The organism is Hymenobacter rubripertinctus (genome assembly GCF_003583925.1).
Lineage (GTDB): Bacteria > Bacteroidota > Bacteroidia > Cytophagales > Hymenobacteraceae > Hymenobacter > Hymenobacter rubripertinctus.
This window is the reverse complement of the sequence record NZ_QYCN01000007.1, coordinates 15784-33851: the sequence shown is the minus strand read 5'-3', so window position 1 is coordinate 33851 and position 18068 is coordinate 15784. Positions and strand designations below refer to the sequence as shown.

13 protein-coding genes are annotated in these 18068 nt (G+C 64.4%); 5 read left to right on the top strand and 8 right to left on the bottom strand.

Translation table 11 applies throughout. The features are described 5' to 3' along the window. The first annotated feature begins 79 nt into the window (after nucleotides 1-79). Nucleotides 80-940: a hypothetical protein gene (locus tag D0T11_RS06295; protein ID WP_147374544.1), complete on the top strand. Its 861-nt coding sequence runs from the start codon at nucleotides 80-82 to the stop codon at nucleotides 938-940. A 97-nt stretch (nucleotides 941-1037) separates the two neighbouring features. Here the strand turns inward: D0T11_RS06295 and D0T11_RS06290 are convergent, their stop codons facing one another. From D0T11_RS06290 to D0T11_RS06280, 3 genes are all read right to left on the bottom strand, one after another. After that, nucleotides 1038-1382 carry a hypothetical protein gene (locus tag D0T11_RS06290; protein WP_147374543.1) on the bottom strand — a complete coding sequence of 115 codons (345 nt, stop codon included), beginning with the start codon at nucleotides 1380-1382 and terminating at the stop codon, nucleotides 1038-1040. Between the two features lie 149 nt (nucleotides 1383-1531). Next, nucleotides 1532-7831: an alpha-2-macroglobulin family protein gene (locus D0T11_RS06285; protein WP_119654933.1), complete on the bottom strand. Its 6300-nt coding sequence runs from the start codon at nucleotides 7829-7831 to the stop codon at nucleotides 1532-1534. Between the two features lie 170 nt (nucleotides 7832-8001). Continuing rightward, nucleotides 8002-8598, bottom strand: coding sequence for a DinB family protein (locus D0T11_RS06280; protein ID WP_147374542.1), 597 nt, complete (start codon nucleotides 8596-8598; stop codon nucleotides 8002-8004). Between the two features lie 127 nt (nucleotides 8599-8725). Here D0T11_RS06280 and D0T11_RS06275 point away from each other — a divergent pair, with 127 nt between their 5' ends. Beyond that, nucleotides 8726-9703 (top strand): hypothetical protein, encoded by a 978-nt coding sequence (locus D0T11_RS06275; RefSeq protein WP_245990635.1) that lies wholly within the window; start codon nucleotides 8726-8728, stop codon nucleotides 9701-9703. Nucleotides 9704-10005: 302 nt separating this feature from the next. Next, nucleotides 10006-11046: a ComEA family DNA-binding protein gene (locus D0T11_RS06270; protein ID WP_119654931.1), complete on the top strand. Its 1041-nt coding sequence runs from the start codon at nucleotides 10006-10008 to the stop codon at nucleotides 11044-11046. Nucleotides 11047-11238: 192 nt separating this feature from the next. Here the strand turns inward: D0T11_RS06270 and D0T11_RS06265 are convergent, their stop codons facing one another. Then, entirely contained in the window at nucleotides 11239-11613 is a 375-nt protein-coding gene (locus tag D0T11_RS06265; RefSeq protein ID WP_119654930.1) for a hypothetical protein, read from the bottom strand. Nucleotides 11614-12131: 518 nt separating this feature from the next. Then, nucleotides 12132-12920 carry a phosphatase PAP2 family protein gene (locus tag D0T11_RS06260; RefSeq protein ID WP_119654929.1) on the bottom strand — a complete coding sequence of 263 codons (789 nt, stop codon included), beginning with the start codon at nucleotides 12918-12920 and terminating at the stop codon, nucleotides 12132-12134. Nucleotides 12921-13078: 158 nt separating this feature from the next. On the opposite strand from D0T11_RS06260, the gene D0T11_RS06255 reads away from it, so the two are divergent. After that, the gene (locus D0T11_RS06255; RefSeq protein ID WP_119654928.1) at nucleotides 13079-13969 is read left to right on the top strand and encodes a hypothetical protein; all 891 of its coding nucleotides are present in this window, start codon (nucleotides 13079-13081) and stop codon (nucleotides 13967-13969) included. Between the two features lie 271 nt (nucleotides 13970-14240). Here the strand turns inward: D0T11_RS06255 and D0T11_RS06250 are convergent, their stop codons facing one another. After that, nucleotides 14241-15122 (bottom strand): hypothetical protein, encoded by an 882-nt coding sequence (locus D0T11_RS06250; protein ID WP_119654927.1) that lies wholly within the window; start codon nucleotides 15120-15122, stop codon nucleotides 14241-14243. 140 nt (nucleotides 15123-15262) lie between these two features. Here D0T11_RS06250 and D0T11_RS06245 point away from each other — a divergent pair, with 140 nt between their 5' ends. Next, complete coding sequence (locus tag D0T11_RS06245; protein WP_119654926.1) at nucleotides 15263-15454, top strand: cold-shock protein; 192 nt, start codon at nucleotides 15263-15265, stop codon at nucleotides 15452-15454. A gap of 78 nt (nucleotides 15455-15532) precedes the next feature. On the opposite strand, the gene D0T11_RS06240 is transcribed toward D0T11_RS06245, so the two are convergent. Next, nucleotides 15533-16033 carry a gliding motility lipoprotein GldH gene (locus D0T11_RS06240; RefSeq protein WP_119655020.1) on the bottom strand — a complete coding sequence of 167 codons (501 nt, stop codon included), beginning with the start codon at nucleotides 16031-16033 and terminating at the stop codon, nucleotides 15533-15535. A gap of 18 nt (nucleotides 16034-16051) precedes the next feature. Continuing rightward, the gene (ricT, locus tag D0T11_RS06235) at nucleotides 16052-17671 is read right to left on the bottom strand and encodes a PSP1 domain-containing protein (RefSeq protein ID WP_245990634.1); all 1620 of its coding nucleotides are present in this window, start codon (nucleotides 17669-17671) and stop codon (nucleotides 16052-16054) included. Nucleotides 17672-18068: the final 397 nt, after the last annotated feature.

Here is an 18068-nt window from a genome sequence, read left to right as displayed (position 1 = left end):
TTTTGTTTGTACCACTAACATACTACACTCGCAGGATTGCCGTTATAGGTCTTTATGCTTTAGACAACTCCGGCATTTTATGTTTCTTTATCGATACCTGATAAGCAGCGGCTTCGTGCTGTTGCTGCCGTACGCGGGCTCCGCGCAACAAGGCCCCCAGCTAAGTCTGAGTACCGGGGTCGCCCTTTCGCAGGCGACCATGCAGCGCTTCGCCGCCACGCCCCGCAGCTTCCGGCCCGCGCACGGGTTAGCCCTGGCGGCCGGGTTGCGGCTCTCGTACCCGGTTAGTCCGCGCTGGGCGCTGGAGGCTTTTCAGGCAGTGACCGACTTGCAACCGGGCGTGCGGTACCGGATTCCAAATAGCAGTAGCTCATCCGGGGTGGGCATTGGGGCGCTGCTGCAAACCGGGCTGGCAGTGCGCCGCCTTACTCTGTGGCAGATCAGTCCTCGCCTGAGCCTGGATGCGGCCCTGATGGCGGCGTATGCCTGGCTGGCCCGCCCCTATCAGAACAACTATCTGAGTTCCTGGGGGGCGCAACAGCCCCAGCCGACCTTCAGCCACCCGGTAGCGGAATGGCGCAACCAGCAACGGCACCGCACAGCTGTAGTAGTAGGCAGCGAAGCCCGGGTACGGTACGCGCTGGATGCAACCCACAGCCTGCTGCTCAGCCTGGGTTACTGCCAGGGCCTACGGACGCTGGTGGAGAGCCGCACCCAACAGCTGGCCTACCTCAATGCCAACGGACAGGTACAGCAGGGTGGATTTGTGCTGCGCAACCGCGGTTCTTACGCTACTGTGCAGCTGGGCTACGGCTGGCAACTGGGCCACCCCGCGAACCGGGCCACCACCCACACGCCCCGCTACGGCCGGATGCCCGCGTCATCGGCCACGCCGGAACCGGAAGCGCCGCCGGTGTATTTCGAGCCGGCGGAAGAGTAAGGCGGGTAGCTCATGGGCCTTTCTTTCGCACAAAAAAGCGCCGCCCGGCATGTAGCCGGGCGGCGCTTTCTGCTATGGTTTGGAGAGAGAAGCCGGCCTAACGCCGGCCGGATGATTTGCGCTTGACAACCGTTTTACGGGCCTCCGTTGACACAACGACCTCGGTGGCCTCCGGGGTCGGTTTTTCTTCGGAGGAAGCCGAAGCTGTTTGGGCAGCGGCTTCGGCTTTGCGGGCGGCTTCTTCCACGGCTTCGAGGGCAGCGGCGCGCTTGCGCCGGGTAGGCATCAGGAAATCGCGCTCGGCCCGCTCCTGAGCCGATAGTCCTTCTTCCCCGGGCAGGTCGGTAGGCGTGATGGTGGCCGAGGCTTTGGCATCGTCCTGGGCCCAGGCAGGCGCGCTGCCGAGCAGCACCACCGATAGTAGCATTACGAGTTTACGCATCAACTTTAGTTCTTGCTAGATTCTAAACGAAGCGCAAAGATACAATTCGAGTCGGCAAGTCTCAACCCCTGGCTCCAACAAAGTGCTACCAGGCAGGCTATTTGCCCGTATTCGCCGAAAATAGCTGCGCGGCTCAGCAATGCGGAATCCTATTTCTGCCCGGCAATGATGACCCGCGTGCCGGCCGAGTGGGTCGTGAATTCGGGGGCGTAGAGGCATTGCAGCTGCGAGAGGCCGCCGCTGAAATTGCCCGCCTGCGCCGCCCGCAACCGGTACTCGAAGGTGTGGGTGCCCTTGGGAAAAGCGCTGATGAAAAAGTTGGTGGCCGCGTCGCGGGGGCTCTCGTAATAGCCCAGCCCGTTCTGGTAGCGGTAGCCGCTGGTCTGGCCGATGAGCTCCAGGCCGGCGGCGCGCTGGTCCTTGAGGTGGACATATTCCAGGTCGCGGTCGGCGCGCAGCACCAGGCGCACCACCAGCACGTCGCCCACCCGCAGGGGGCTGGCGGGCGTGAGGGGCTCCAGCACGGGGCCGGCGGCGGTGCGCTGCTCGCGGTAGAGCTGGCGCTCCAGGCTCAGGCCGGTGGCGGCGGACGTAATCTTGTCGAGCTGCTCGAAGTACTGCCAGTAGAGCGCGCCCCAGGCCACGCCGGCATCGGGCTTGCGCACCGTTACGCGGCCCTGGGCGGGCCGGATTTCGGCGGCAGGCCAGGTGAGTTTGTAATAGCCGGTGCCGGCCTGCTGGCGGGTGGGCTGGGCGGGCTTCCCTCCTACCGTTACCGCTAGCGGCTCGGTGGCGGGTTTCAGCCAGTCGGAGCCGCGCAGCAGCAGGGCGTAGCAGGCATCGGCGGTGGCACGGGTGCTGGGCCAGCTCTGCACCTGCTTCTGCTTGAGCAGCCAGAGCTTCATTTCATCCGTGGCGCGTTGGTCGTTGGCTACCTCGTCGAAGGCTTCGATGAGGGTGGCCTGGGTTTCGGTGGGGGCGTCGCGCCAGTAGTAGCCGGGGCGCACATCTTTCCAGTACATGCCCAGCTCGTCGCTGTGCAGGGCGTTTTCGCTGAGCGCGGTTATGATGCGAGTAGCGGCGGCTGGGGTTTTGGCCCGATGCAGCAGCAGGGCCATTTGGGCCTGGAGGTAGCGGGTGCGGCCAAGCCAGTAGGTAGCGGCCTGCTGCTGGTAGTAGGCAAAGGCCGCCTGGGCCGCTTTGGGCACGGTTGGCGCCGGCCAGAAGCTGCGGGCGTACAGGGCCTGAATCTGGAGGTCGGTGAGGTGGTCCTGGGTCAGCTCAACCTTGGGCTGCTTGCGCAGATTAGCATAATTCTGCTGCAATTCGCCATCCAGATACGCCAGGGCGCTTTGCAGCAGTGGCCGAGCCTGCTCGTCTTTCAGGGCATCGAAAGCGCCCAGCTTGTGCAGCTTGCCGAAGCCGGCCACGATGAGCTGGGTGATGTAGCGGTCGGCGGGCATGCGCTCGAACCACGGAAACGCGCCGTCGGGCAGCTGCATCTGGCGGAGCTTGGCCAGGGCGCGGGCCGTTTCGGCCTCCAGCCGGGGCTCGTCGAACAGCTCGGCGAGGCGGCGCATCCGCTCGGTTTCCGATTGGGCGTCGCGCACCCAGGGCGTTTCCTGGAGCAGCAGGCTTTTCAGCTCCTGGTTCTGCTCCAGCTTGCTGCTCAGGGCCGCTTTGTCGCCCGCCTGGGCGGCGCGCTGCCACTCGGCCAGGGTGGTTTTCAGGGCCGGACTGCTGCGCAGAATTTTGGCCGCCAGCAGGTTGGCATAGAGGCGGCTGAAGGTCTGCTCGGAGCACTCGTAGGGGTACTCCATCAGGTAGGGCAGCGCCTGCACGGCGTACCAGGCCGGGTTGGGCGTCATTTCCAGCGTGAGCGAGTAGTTGCGCCGGGTGGCCGAGGTGGTGCTGGTGAGCTTCTTGAGCTCGAACTCGCGGGTGGCCGGCCCCACAATCGGCAGCGGCAGACTCTCAGTTACGAGCAGCCGGTTGGGCAGCACCGGCAGCGTGTTCTGCTCGCCGTCTTCGATGGTTTCTTGGTTTTTGGTTTTTGGTTGCTGGTTTTTGGACTTCCGACGTGCCTTGCGGTCCTTAATTCTTAATTCTTCATTGTCAATTCTTAATTCCCCCCTGGCTACTACTTTGTAGGTTACGGCTTCTAAGGGTAGCTGGCCCTCGGCGGTTTCGGGCAGGGTGATACTCCAGCTCAAGGCCTGGCTTTGGTTGCCTTTCAGGTCGAAGGCGAGTTGGGCGGGGCTTTGCAGGAGTTGGGTGTTGAGGGGCTGCTGGGTGCGGGCGTCGAGCAGGAAGAGCTGGGCGGTACCGGCCAGGGCGTCGGCAGTGAGGTTGCTGAGCTTGGCCTGGAAAGTGAGCTGGTCGCCCTCACGGAAGAAGCGCGGGGCGTTGGCCGTGATTTGCAGCTTCTTCTGGGTCACAAGTTCCCGCTGGAGCAGACCGGAGTGGAGCTGCTGGTCGTGGGCCAGGGCCAGCAGTTGCCAGCGCGTGACGGCCTCGGGCATCTGGAATTCGAGCACGGTTTCGCCCTGGGCATTGGTGCGCAGCGCGGGCAGCCAGAAAGCCGTTTCGCGGAAGTCGGAGCGGGCCTGCACGTTGCTTAGGTCGGGTTGGGGGGCTGGCCGAGCCAGTTCGCTGGAGGCATCAGCACGTACTTCTTCGTCCCGTTTGATAACCGGCGCGGAAAACTTTGCCGAGCGAGCGGCCATAGGAGCAGCCATAGCAGCTGATGACTCCAGCCCAGCCAAATCGGCTGGGTTGTCGGTGTTACCCTTTATGACTTTGTTTGAAATTACGCTACCCCGCAGGGCTTTCTGGTCCGCAATTTCATCTTCCCCCACATACCCCCACATATTGAGGTGCGGGTAATCGACCGGATCGGGCGGACCCAGTTCCGGCTGCGCATCGAATAATTCCTCACTCTCTTCCAACCCAAAATGCCCCTGCCAGGCCAACGTGGCGGAGAAATAGGGCCGTGGAAAGTCCAGCGCCGCGAAACCGTGGGGCCGGAATATGTCCAGCGACTTATCGTAGAGCGTGGCCAGCAGCTCGGCGTCGGCGGGCTGGCCGTTGGTTTGGTGGATGGTGACGCGCCAGGTTTCGCGCTGGCCGGGCTGGAGTTTGTCGCGGAAGGTGGCGATGCTGAGCACCAGCGGCGCGGGCGGCGCGGCTACCTGCACGGGCGCGGTGTGCAGGTAGAGGCGGTTGTCGCGCACCTGGGTGAGGTGGACGTAGAGCTGGGTTTCGCCAAGAGCGGCGGGCACAGGCACTTCCAGCACGCGCTGCTCGCCGGCTCGTAGTGTCAGCCACTCGGAGTGCAGGGTTTCGCCCTTGGCTTCGGCTTCCAGCAACACGCGGGCTCCGGCTTCGGAGCTGCCCACCAGGAAGCGGGCCACGCCACCGGGGCAGATGCTGTCTTGCAGGGGCACAAACCAGTCGGTGGTGGGCACCGGCAGCTGGGCGGCGGCGGGGTCGAAGAGGGTGAAGAGTTGCTCGGCGCGCGGGGCGGGCTGACCGGCGGTTACCGCGGCGGCCGTGGCTTCGAGCAGGTAGCGGCCGGGCTCCTGGCGGGCCAGCTGGGCAGCCAGCTCGGGCAGCAGGGGCGTTTTTTCGGTATCGAAAGCCTGGGTGAGCACCAGCGTGCGGGTCCAGGTGCTGTCGTTGTCCTCGGGCCCGTAGGCATCGAGCGGGAAGCGGCCACGGAACTCTTCCGCGCTCAGGGCCTCGCGCTCGGGCCGCTCCCAAAGGCGGGGCCGGAACGCCCGGGTGGGCGGCGTGAGGCGATAAAGGCGCAGCTGCCCCTGGGCGGGCAGGGCCTCGCCGGTGGCGTTGGTGCTGAGCAGGCGTAACTCGGGCAACTCGGTGCGGTTGAGTAGTTCCGGCAACTCAAAACGTAGCGTCAGGGCCTCGGTGCCGAGGCTGAGGCGCTGCTCGCCGGTGCGGGTTTCGCCGGCGGCGTCCGTCACATCGGCCGTTACCTCGAACACGTAGCCCGGCTGCCAGGGGCCGCGCTTGCCGCCCGGAGCGGTTTCCCCCGCCTGGGCCACGAAGGTCACGGCAAAACCGCCCGCCGAATCGGTGCGGGCCGTGCCGTTGGCAATTTCCTGCTCTGGCGCGCCGCCTCCGTAGAAGCCGCGCCCGAAATAGGGCCAGAACGTGCGCCGCACCACCCGGTAGCTCACGGCGGCCCCATCCACGGGCTGGCCGGCGTAGGCGGTGGCCGTGCCGCGCACCGTTACGGATTGCCCCAGCACGGGCGTGCCCGGCACCGGTGCAAACGCAACCTGGAACGTGGGCCGCTTGTAGTCTTCGACGGCAAAACCCACGCTGCCATATTCGGTTTGCAGGGTCATTTCGCCGTTGAGCAGGCCCGTAGGCAGCACGACCGAGCCGTGGAAGGAGCCGAAATCGGAAGTCGTGAAGGGTAGCGTCTGCACCGTTTGGCCATTCACGTCGATGAGAAGAACGGAAACGGATTGCCTGGTTAGCAGGCGCGACTTGCCGGCCAGCGTTTCGGTCAGGATGCCCTTGAAGTAGAGCGTTTGGCCGGGCCGATAAATGGCGCGGTCGGTGTAGAGGAAACTTTGGCGCTGAGGCTGCTCCCGCTCCTTGCTGCGGCTCCGGCGGGGGCCATAGTAACCCATGTTCTCAGTCATCAGCAACGAGTCGGCTCCCTGCGTGAAAAGGGTGGCCGCCAGTTGAGTGTTCTCGCCCGTTTTGATGCCCAGGGGGATTTGCGCCTGTCCTTCGGCACGAGTGGTTTGCACCTGCCCGCGCCGTTGCTCGTAAGCGCGGCGGCTCTGGTCGTAGAACTGAAAAAACGGCAGCACCCGCACGCCGGCCAGGGGTGCGCCGGTCTGGCGGTGGAGCACCAGCAGCTCGGGGCCTTCGGCATCGGGGGCGCTACGGCGCACGTAGCTCAGCTGGCTCACCTGCACCTGGCTCGTGGCTGTGATGGTGCCGGGTTGTTCTTTGGTGGGGTTAGTGGGCGCGGTGCTCAGCACGATGAGGTACTGGCCCAGCGGCAGGGCCGGACCGGCCTGCTGCCCGGTATGGCTCCGGAAATCGGCCGGACCGGCGGCGGCGTCCAGCGTCCAGGTGGCAGTAGGCTTGGCCGCCAGTTGGCGGGCGTAGCGTTGCGTCAGGGTTTTGTTCTCGTATAGCTCGGGCTTTTCCAGCTGCCGCAGCCGGTGGGCACTGCTCAGGCGGTAGGCGGTGGCGTAAAGGCGTGAGGCGTTGCGGGCGGTCAACTTCAGCAACCAGGGCTGGCCGGGCAGCAGCACGTCTTCGGTAGTGAAGCTCACCTCCACCCGCTCCAACTGGCGGCGCAGCGCGGCGGCCTGCTCTGCCCCCCGGGTTTTGGGGTACTGCTGCTCTATAGCCAGGGCTAACGCGTGGGCTTTGGCGGGGTCCTGCTCCTGCCAGGCCGCCGCCTCGGCCGCCCGGAACTCGGCGGCTACGGGCAGGGCGCGGTAGGTTTCGGCGGCCCGGGCCAGGGCGGCGCGGTAGAGCTGCGCCTTGTTTTCCAGCTGGGCGTGCTGGTGCACGAACTCCAGGCGCTGCAAATCCGCGTCGGCCAGGGCGGTGGGGTTGCCGGTATCGGCGAGGCGGAAGGCCAGCAGCTGCTGAAGCACCCGCAGGGCGTGGAACTGGCCGTTGAGCGAATCAGCGGCCGGGGCTTCCAGCTTGAGGCCGGCAAACGCGGCAGCCGGGCCAAACAGGGCCGGGTCGGTGAGCTGGAACTGCTGGGCGGGGCGGGTGATGTAGAACTCGTCATTACTCAACCCGGCCACGGCCCGGAAAGCCAGCAAATCGAACAGCGTGGGGTGGCGCTGGCGGCCCTCGGCATCGGCTCCACGGGTCAGGTAGCCTAAGTCCGCGAGTTTCAGCTGCTGCTGGCGGCCGGGCTCATCAGTAGTCGAGGCGCGATAGTGGCTGACCACGGCGGCCCCGAGGCGGGTGGCGTCCCAGGTGCGCAGGTCGGCGCGGCTCTGGTCGGCCGTGTCGGGGCCGGCCACGGCGGTGCGGCGGTAGAGCTGGTAGCGGTGCTGGTTGTAGTAGCGGGCGTAGAGCTGGGCCAGCAGGCTGTGCAGCACCGGCCGGGCCGGAAACCGCGCCGTTTGCACGTCGGCCTCCACCAGCCGGATGGCCTGGTAGTCGGCCTCTTCCTCCTTATTTTCCAGCAGGCGCAGCTGGTAGAGCAGAGCGCGCAAATACTCGGGCGTATCCTGTTGGCGACGGGCCTGCTGGTAGATCGGCTCCAGTAACCGGGCGGCCGAGGCCGTCTGGTCTTTGGCTAGTAGCTGGTCGATTTTCTTCCAGGTGGCCGCGTTGGGGCCGCCGGGGCCACCGCCCCCGGGTGTGTTCTGCGACGATGAACCAGGAGCGATGAGCATCAGCAGGGCGAGTAAGCTGAACAGGAATGGACGCATAGCAGCAGAACGAATGAGAGGGGCAAGTTGCTGAAAACCCTGATGCCGGATGCCGCCGGATTCCACACCGATTCTCTAACCCAACCCGAAAGAGCAAAAAAAGCCCCGCCGAACGCAGGTTCGGCGGGGTGGTGGGAAGCCGGCGGTTAGTGCTTCACGAACTCCCTGGCTCACTCCTCGTCCTCCCTTTCACTCACGCCAAGCCCGTCCAACACGCGCTCGGCCTGGAGCAGGTGGCGTTTCTGGTGCTCCACCAGCAGCTCGAAAGCGTCGGTCAGACGCGGATACAGGAGCGGGATGATCGGGTTGGGAATGCGGATGGCGTTCATGTTCACGCGGCGGGCCTGGCTGAGCAGGCTGCTCAGCTCATCGAGCTGGCGGCCGAACACCTCCACCACTGTGCGCGGCAGCCGCGAACCGCTGGGCGCATACTGCTGGGGCGACTGAATGGGCTTTTCGGCGGCCGGTACGCGCATGGCGTCAGTCATTTTCTGACCGATATAGCCGTGCTTGACCGTGTCGGCGGGCGAGGAGCCGCGCTGCTGGGCCGCCTTTATTTTGCGCCCCATTACCGGCAGGTACAGGCCGCCCACAATGTTGAGGTGCTCCAGGCACTGGCCCACGCTCCATTTGCCCGGACCAGGGCCACGGTTGAGCTGGTCGTCGGTGAGGGAGCGGAAGCGGCGGTTGGCCATTTCGCGCGCCCGCTCCACCTCAGCGGCCAGAGCATCCAGAAAATCGGTGGTACGGTGGGGGGTCGTTGGCATGGCGCGGAACAAGCGGGGAAAGCGGAATCAGTTGTAATGATACGCGCCCCCGCCCGATTCGGCAACGCCGCGCCCTAATTCCGGCCCCGATTCGTGGAAATTCCGCCTCGGGCGGTACTTTCGGGATATGTTCTTGTCTTTTCTGCGCCGGCTGAGCCCGGTTGTGCTGTTGCTGCTGTTCGTGCCCCTGAGCCGTGCGCGGGCTCAGGCCGCCCCCAACCCGGGCGAAAACATTGCCTTCCTGGTCACCTTCGGGGCCCAGGCCGACAAGAGCTGGGGCGACGACGACTTCACCCAGACCTTTTTCTTTCTCATCCCGAAGCAAAACCGCCAGCCGGTCTACATCCGCGTCTTCGACCCCGACTGCGGGGGCCAGCACGACGAAATCAAACACGGCTGGAACACCACCACCGAGTTCAGCCTCTACGGCGGCCCCGGCACCCACTCCGCCCCCGATGCCCGCGCCACCGACCCCAAAGGCCAGTACCGCTCCGGCACCTTGCTCAAGCAGGTGCGGTTCGGCAGCGAAAAAACTTACGACAACCAGTGGTACACCTTCGGGCCGCTCAACCCGCTGGAGGGCGAGCTGGTGCCCGAGTTTGAGGGCTACGTATTCAAGATGGTGGTGCAGGGCAAAAGTGGCGACGACGGCAACCTCTACCGCTATTTCCTGAGCACCTCGCCCACCGAGAACGTGGCCGTGGAGGGCGGCAACGCCTTCACCTACGAGTACGCTTTCCGCCTCGCGGCCACGCCCGGCCGCAAAACCCACCTCTACCCCTTCGTCAACGACCGGGTGGTGAGCATCAAGCAAAGCAACTTTGATGTGGACGGCGACGTGGGCCTGAAGATTTTCAGCGTCTCCAAAAACGGCCACCCGGCCGCCGTGAGCGGCAACAACGAGTGGGCCAGCAGCACCCACCCCATCACCGACAAGGAGCACGGCCTGTCGCTGGACCTCCAACTCACCACCCTCTCCAAAGCCCCCAACGACCTGGTGTTCTACGTGACCGACCAGTACGACGTGGCCCTGCCCTTCTTCGCCATCCCGCTCGGCGGCCCGCCCCGCTACCGCTACGAGGTCGACGTGAAAATCCGGAAGTAGTACGGCAGCCCCGGAAGCGGACGAAGTCCGGGTAAGCCCGGTCAGTGCGTAACCCGGTTAGGTATACAACCCCGCTCGGTGGGCAAGGCGTGTATACCATTATTACGCGCCTGCTCCTTGTGTTGGGTGGCCCCGGTGTTGCCGGCCGAAACGGCGCTTCGGGTGGCGGAAAGGAACTGGCCCGCGCTACTGCGTTTTCGCCGCCTATCGGCCGACGGCGGCACTTTGCGCGCAGTCAGTTGATTTTCTGCCGATTTCCCGCTAAACTAAGCGAGTCTATTCGGTCCTTTAGTCTATTCGTTATGGCCGCTTCCCGCCCCAAACCACCCGTCCCGGCTTCTGTGCGCCGCTTTTCGGTGGCGGCCCGCGCCCGGCGGGCGGTGCGGCGCTACTTCGGGTTTTCGCGGCGCGAAACCTCGGGCTTCGTGGTGTTGCTGCTGCTGCTGGGGCTCTGGCTGGCGCTGCCCGCGCTGCTGCGCCCGGCCCTGCCCACCTACAACCCGGCCCCCGACCAGCGCCGCCTCGATGCCTGGGCCACCGCGCTGGCCGCCCGCCGCACCGCCCGGCCCGCCTTCGTCAGCCGCTACCCGCGCCGCTCGTACGCCGCCCGCGAGCGGGTGCCCCAGGTGCCGCTGGCGGCCTTCGACCCGAATACCTTCTCGGCCCGCGACTGGCAGGCCCGGGGGCTGCCCGCCTGGCTGGCCGAGCGGCTGGTGAAGTACCGCGCCGCCGTGGGTGGCTTCCGGGCCAAGGAGCAGCTGCGCAAAGCCTACGGCCTCTCCGACACCACTTACGCCCGCCTCGCGCCCTATCTCCAGCTCCCCGACCAGCTCCCGCCCCGGGAGCCGCGTAGCTTCGTCAAAGGAGAAAACCGCTTCCCCGAGCGCAAGCCCTTCGAGGCCCGGCCCGGGTTTGCGGCCAAGCCCCGCAACCTGGTGGCCTTCGATTTGAACGCGGCCGACACCACCCAGCTCATGCAAATCCGGGGCATCGGGCGGGGCTACGCGCGGCGGGTGGTCGAGTACCGGCAGCGGCTGGGCGGCTTCCGGCAGGCAAACCAGCTGGCCGAAATATACGCCCTGCACGACGCCCCCGACCTGGTGGACAGCCTGCGCAAGTACACCTTCGTGGCCCCCGGCTTCGCCCCCGCTTTACTCGATGTAAATACCGCTTCCTTCGAGGTATTGCAGGCCCACCCGTACGTGGGCAAGCGCCTGGCCCGGGTGCTGGTGGCCTACCGCCAGCAGCACGGCCCCTTCCAGCAACCCACCGACCTGCGCAAAATTCGGGTGCTGGACGAGGCCACGTTTGATAAGATGCTGCCCTATATTGTGGTCCGGTGAGTGGGTGAATAGATGCCGGCTTACCAGTTACCGCACTCCCACCCTTGCAGTTTCACCCGGAGCATACGTGGGCAGCAGGTGGGCAGCAGGTGAGTAAGAACGAACATAACGTTTTCCAGATGACCGTTTGTAAGACGTTATAAGCGCTATGCGGTCTATTTGAATCACCGTTTTCCTGAACGAGTGAGCTGCCTACTCGCTGCCTGGCTTCAAACGGGCACTGATGACGGTAAACGCCGCGTAGCCTGGTCCGAGCGCATGGCAGATAACCGCCTCATTTGGCTGCGGCTTGCGAATTCGCACGTACAACGTACGATTTTTCCGCACCCACAGGACCGTATCAAGCTGGTAGGCCAAATAAGTGGGCTCGTAACCCGATGGCCCAATCGTGCGCCGTACCTGGGCCGGGTCGCTGGCCACCACCTGTGCGACCCCGCAGTCATAATTGCGGCCCTGGGTCGTAATCTCCACCTCATCAGCGGCCATTTCCGTATTGGGGGCTACCTCAGCAGCCTTTTGGCAGCTAGCTGTCAGCAGGGCTAGTAAAAGCAAGGGCTTTCGCATCATTTAAAATCTAAAAGGGCTGTTTAACCTGGTGACCGTCCTGAGCCGTCATCCGTTGCATCAGTGCCCAAACTACTTCCCTCGAAAAGTTGCCCTTATTCCATAGGGGCAGCACCAGGCTTTGGGTGACGGATGAACAAGTAATCTAACGCTCCTTTCAGTGAACGGCAGGAATCAGCTCAGCACTTGGTGGCCAGCTGGCCCCAATAGGACAAGGAGAGTTTAAGAAACTCGTCTACGATTCAAAGTTTACGAAACGCGCCAAGTAGATGAGTTTCGTAAACTCCTAAACCGGAGCCTGGTCCTCCGGCAAAAGTACCACGCGACAGCGCCCCGGTCAGCAGGGCCAAAACCCGCACCGATTCCAAGAGCGGGTTTATAACTTGCATTATGTAAAGGGACAGAAGTCAGATAAGCACCGAGCTATTGCTACTTATCTGATGCCTCTAAAATACTGTTTACAGGCAAGATTTGCTTCGGCCTTTTGTGGAGAGGCCGGCACCGGGCATAAACACTTTGGTTCAACGCACCACCAGTACCGCCCCCACAGTTCCGCCGGGCGCGTAGGTGGGCAGCAGCAGCAGTTTCTGGCCCAGGCGGGCGGGCAGCAGGCGGGCCACGGCGGGATAGAGCCGCCACACGGCTTCGGCGGAGAGAAAGCCGATGCTGGCCCCGGCCACCACGTCGGTAACCCAGTGCCGGTCGTTGAGCATGCGCATGGCCCCCGTGGCCGTGGCAACCGTGTAGCCGGCCACCGATACCCAGGGGCGGTCCTTACCAAACTGCTCGTGCAGGAGCGTGGCCGTCATGAAGGCCTCAGCCGTGTGGGCCGAGGGGAAGGAGCTGAAGTCGGTGGCCACGTCGGGCCGCCGGGTATGGCTGATGCGCTTGAGGTTGCTGACCAGACCCGTGCTCAGGGCGTGCGAAAGGCCGTAGCAGATGCTGAACGGCACCACGCCCCGCTCTCCTTTCATGCCGCCGGCGTAGAGGCCGTAAGCCATCCAGATGGGCGCGTGCCGGCTATAATCATCCAGGGTAGTTGAAAACTGCGGGAAGTGCTCCCGGGTTTCCTCGCGTAGCTCCTCCTTGAACTCGTCCAGCATATTTTCGTTTCGGCTGAAGTAGCCCAGCGTTACGAGGGTGAGCGGAATGGCCGTGCGCAGCACCGCGGGCCGCCGCCGCCAGGGGCGCGCCGGTTCCGGGCGGCGCACCGAATCGGTTGGGGCCAGAACCTGTGCGCAACCAGGACGGCCCGGCAAGAGGAAGGCCAGCAGCAGGCAGCCGAACAGCGGGGAACCAGTAAGCTTCATAAACGGGCAGATTAGCTCTGGTAAGGTAGCGCCTTCCGGGAAGCGGTGCTACTAAAACGGCCGGTATATTCGGATCTTTAGATGGCCGTTTTACCGGGCTCGGCGTAAGCAGCCGCAAACCCAACCAACAATTCTGCCTGTTTCCTTTTTCCGCCCGCATGCTGCTGCCCCTCTCCCGCTGTTTTCCGCTCCTGCTCCTGCTGCCCCTGCTGCCCGCTACTACTGCCTGCACCACCGACAACAGCCGGGGCGCTTTTGCCAACGTGAACAAGGAATATGAGGTAGCGGAAATCGGCAAGCTCAATAAGCGGGCCCAGGAAAGCTCGGGCCTGGAAATTGCCGGCCCTAGCGGCGACCTGTGGACCCACGCCGACGGCGGCAACACGGCCCGCCTCTACCGCGTCACGCGGCAGGGCGACTTGCTCCAATCCCTGGACCTGGAACCGCTCCAGAACATCGACTGGGAGGACCTGACCCAGGACGATGAGCACCGCCTGTACGTGGGCGACTTCGGCAACAACAAGAACAAGCGCCGCAACCTGCGCATCTACCGCCTCAGCGGCCCCACCCTGCAACAGGTGGATACTATCGAATTTTCCTACCCCGACCAGCGGAAATTTCCGCCCCGCAAGCCCCACCGCAACTTCGACTGCGAGGCCTTTTACTACTTCCAGGACAGCCTCTACCTCTACACCAAAAACCGGGGCGAGGGCCAATATGTGAAGCAATACGTGCTGCCCGCCCGCCCCGGTCGCTACGTGGCCCGCCTCGCCGACAGCCTGCAACTGCCCACCTGGGTTACGGCCGCCGACATCAGCCCCGATGGCCAGCGGGTGGCACTGCTGGGGGCCGGGTACGTGTACCAGTTCGAGCGCCTGCCCAACCGGCGCCTTTTCGACGGGCTGAAAAGCCAGCTCAGGCTACCCAAGTCCGGGCAGGCCGAAGCAGTAGTCTACACCACCAACCAGGACCTGGTCTTTAGCAACGAAAAGGGCAAGCTCTTCGAAGCCCGCCACAAGGTCGCCCCCCAGGCTGCGGGGACACCATAAGCAGTCGGCAGTGGTCCACTAGAAGCCGGCAGCAGCAAGCCTGAAACCGATCGAGCGGGCCTGCTACTTCCCTGACCCCACCGCCCCCGCAATAATGTCCTCAGTGCCCGGACACTCCACGCACGACGCTGGCAAGCTGGCAAGCTTAATCCCCCCCCAAAGGCCATTAGGCGGCTGTTCCGCACCTTTGTTTGGCCCGTCAATAGGGCAACATCCCGCCCCAGCTCTGGCCGGGGCGGGATGTTGCCCTATTGGCAATCCGGACGACTTGCTAGGCCGGGGAACCGGACTTGGGTCCGTAGTCCGGCGAATCGGGGTTGTCGGTGCGCTCATCCGAGGCCTCGCCGTAGTTGGGGGCCGCGTCCTGCTTTTCGTAGTCGCCCCGGGCGGGCGAGCCGGCCGACTGGGCGGGCCGGGCATCATCGTACTCGTCGTTGTAGGAACCGCCTTTGGAGCCGAAACCGACTTTTTCGTCGCCCTGGGCATCGGCGGAGCCGGCGGCTTCGTAGCCGTTGGGCTCCCCGGCCGGGGGGGTGGCGGCGGCCTCATCGGCTCCGTACGTGGCGTTGGTAGGCTGGGCTCCGGTTCGCAGCCCCTCGGGGCCGGCTTCGGGGTGGCCGGGCGTGTAGTCTTCGTGCTGATTGCGCTGGCCGGGCTCCGGCCGGGGACTCTCATTGGGCTGGCCGCCCAACGAAGAGGTACCGTAATTATCGGCGTAGCCGGAGTCCGGCCCCTGGGGTGCGGCGTTGTCGTTGGCAAAGGCCGCTCCCACGCTGGAGCCGGCGGGCTGGCCCGCCCCCACGGCCTCGGTACCGAAGCTGCCGTTTTCGTCCGACGGGACGCCCGCGGCCGTTTGCGCCCGCTCGCCTACGTAGCCCGTGGTAGCTGCCGCTTGCACCGGAGGGCCGGCGTAGGTGGCGGTACCCCGGCTCAGCTCGTTACCATAGCCACCCTGGGTCAGGCCCTGGTCCGATTGGCGGCCGAATTCGCCCCGGCTGGCCCCGGCTACTTCATTCTGCTCGTGGTTGCGGTCGTGGGCCACGGGTTGCCCGGCGGCCGTATTATCGGGCGTCTGCAACTCGATAGGCATCGAGGCGGCCTCGTTGGCGGGAGTAGTAGCGGGCGTGTCAGCGGGTTGGGGGGCGTCAGTCATTGGAGTAGCGGCAGCTGGGATGGAAGATGGTTCTCATACGCAGCCCCGGCGGCCACGTTCCGGGCAATTTAGTTTTGTCAGTCTGGAAAACCCCGTAGATTTACCGCCATTCTCTCATTCCACAACCGCTTACACCCGCTATGAAAACCGGAACAGTAAAATTTTTCAATGAGTCCAAGGGCTACGGATTCATTGTTCAGGACGAAAACGGCCAGGAAATTTTCGTTCATCAGACCGGCCTGGTGCATGAAATCCGCGAAAACGACCGGGTTTCGTTTGACGTCGTCGACGGCAAGAAAGGCCAGAATGCCGTGAAGGTAGAGCGCGTTTAGGCACCTCAACTTCCCAAGCCAGCAAGGCCCGCCGACAGTGTCGGCGGGCCTTTTTTTGCGGCGTAGTGCTACCCCTTTTCAGTTGCTGGCCGGGTGCCGGGCCACCCGCACGCCCACGGCCATAATGCCGCGCAGCTGGTCCTGGCGCATATACTGTTCCAGCACGACTTTGTACGTGCCAGCTACCGGAAACTGCTGGCCGGGCAGGGCCAGGAAGCGGTGGTCGAAAATGTCGCCGCTTCCGTCGCCGCGGGGTTCGCCGGTTTTGGGGTCCATGAGCGTCATTTCGTGGAGCTTGCGCGAGAGCACCCGGTTATCGGGGCCGGTCAGCGTTGCCCGCACGTACAGGTTGTAGTAGCCGTAATCGGCCACATTCCGCACGTTCAGGTACACGTCGTAGGCCTGGGTGGTGTCCGGGATTTCGAACTCGAACGCGGGTTTTTCCTGCACGGCCCACACGTACGGGTCGCCGGCCGGCGAGGTAAGGTCGGTGTTCTTTTCATAGACCTCGGCGGGGTCGCAGGCGGCCAGCGTCAGCAGGGCCAGCACGGGCAGCGCGCGTAGTAGCTTATAGTTCATCAGCATCGGCAACAGTACTTAAGAACCTGCTGGCGCGGCTCCCTCCGCGCCACTACCCTCCCGCCCAGGACGGCTACTTCCCCGGCGGCCCGCACGGCCCCGACGACTTTCGCTCCCGCCCTCGGTGCCCATGCGGCTCCCCCCAGCCGGCGTTTCGCCGGGGTTGCGGGGCGAGCGGGCACCCTCGCGGGGCGGGGGTGGGGTGTCGGAAGCAGAGGCACCGCCGCCTTCGGAGGTGCGACCCGGCGCGCGGCGGCCTTCACCACGCCCTTCGTTGCGGCTCTCGCCGTTGCGGCCCCGGCCGCGGCGGTTAAGCGGCCGGGCCGCAGCCCCACGGGGTCGGGCGCGCTCCTCGCCGCCTTCGGGGCGGCCGGCTGCTTCGCCGCCTTCGGCGGGCGCGGGGGCCGGGCGGTCGTCCGGGGCGGGGGCACTGCTGCGGCCAGCTCCGCCACGAGCAGGCCGGGCCGCCGCCGGAGCCGGAGAGGCACTCTGGGGCTCATCGGTCCGCTTCTTTTTGCCGCGCTTGGGCCGCTTAGAGGCCTTTATTTTGTCGTCCAGGCGCTCCAGGGAGCCTTCCACGATGGCCGTTACCTCGGGCTCTCTTTCCTCCTCGCGCATAGGCAGCAACAGCGTTTCCGGCTTCTCGCCCCGCTTGTTGAGCTCCAGCACCTCGCGCACGCGCTCGGCGGGCACCACCACCCAATTGTTGTCGCCACGGCCGGCAAACCACATTTTGCGCTTGAAAATATCCGTTTTCTGAAGAACATACTCGCCCTTCTCGGTGAGCAGCGGACGCTGCACCTGCGGAATGTCCTTGAGCGCGTCGAGGTAGGTATCAAGCTCGTAATTGAGGCAGCACTTGAGCCGGCCGCACTGGCCCGAGAGTTTGGCCGGGTTCAGACTCAGGTTCTGGTAGCGGGCGGCAGTCGTGCTCACACTCTTGAAATCAGACAGCCAGGTGGAGCAGCACAGCTCCCGCCCGCAACTACCGATGCCGCCCAGGCGGCCGGCCTCGTGGCGCAACGAAATCTGGCGCATCTCCACACGCACTCGAAACTCGTCGGCCAAGCGCTTAATCAGGTCGCGGAAGTCCACCCGGTCATCGGCCGAGTAGAAGAACGTGGCGCGGGTGCGGTCGGCCTGGTACTCCACGTCGGAGAGCTTCATCTTCAGGCGCAGCTCGTCGACCACGGCCCGGGCCCGGAACATGGTGCCGGTTTCCAGGTCGCGGACGGATTGCCAACGCTCGGCATCCTGGTCGGTAGCCACCCGCAGAATGGGGCGGATTTCCTTGGAATCCAGGGGCACCTTTTTCTTTTTCATCTGGAGGCGCACCAGTTCGCCCTTGAGCGAAACGTGGCCCAGGTGCCAGCCATTGCCGGCGGCTTCCACCACCACGGCGTCGCCGGTGATCAGGGGCAGGCGGCTCTGGTTACGGAAAAAGTCCTTGCGGCCGCCTTTGAAGCGTACTTCCACGAGGTCAAATTCCTTGAAGTCGCTGGGCATATCCAGGTCCTGGAGCCAGTCGAATACGTTGAGGCGGGTACAGCCACTGCTACAGCTGCCCTTTGAGCCGCAGCCCGAAGCAGAAGTAGTGGAGCACCCCCCGCCGGAGGAGGAGCAGGTTGAGCAAGCCACGGCTTGGAGGATCTATATGGTAAAGCAGCCGGAAAAGAAGGGCTGCGTGAAATCGGTTATCGACAAAGATAAAGAAATAGCCGGGGCAGCCGATTGCAGGTCAGAAAGCAGATTTTTTTACCGGCCAAATCAGTGCTATCCTGCCCGGGAAGCTCACCGTTTCGCTGGTACACCGGCCCCCTACCCGGAGGCTTCACCCCTTCCCGGGTTCACGAGAGGGTCCTTTCCTACTGACGCTCGCATAGCCTTATAGTTCAATATCAATCAGTTGAAACCGGTCAATATTCAGCTACCTGTGACTTATTTACTTGTGTACAATTTCAGCAATCAAGCCCCTTGTATTTTGAAATATCATTAACAAAAAGCTATTTTTATCCTGTTCTTTCACCAAAACACA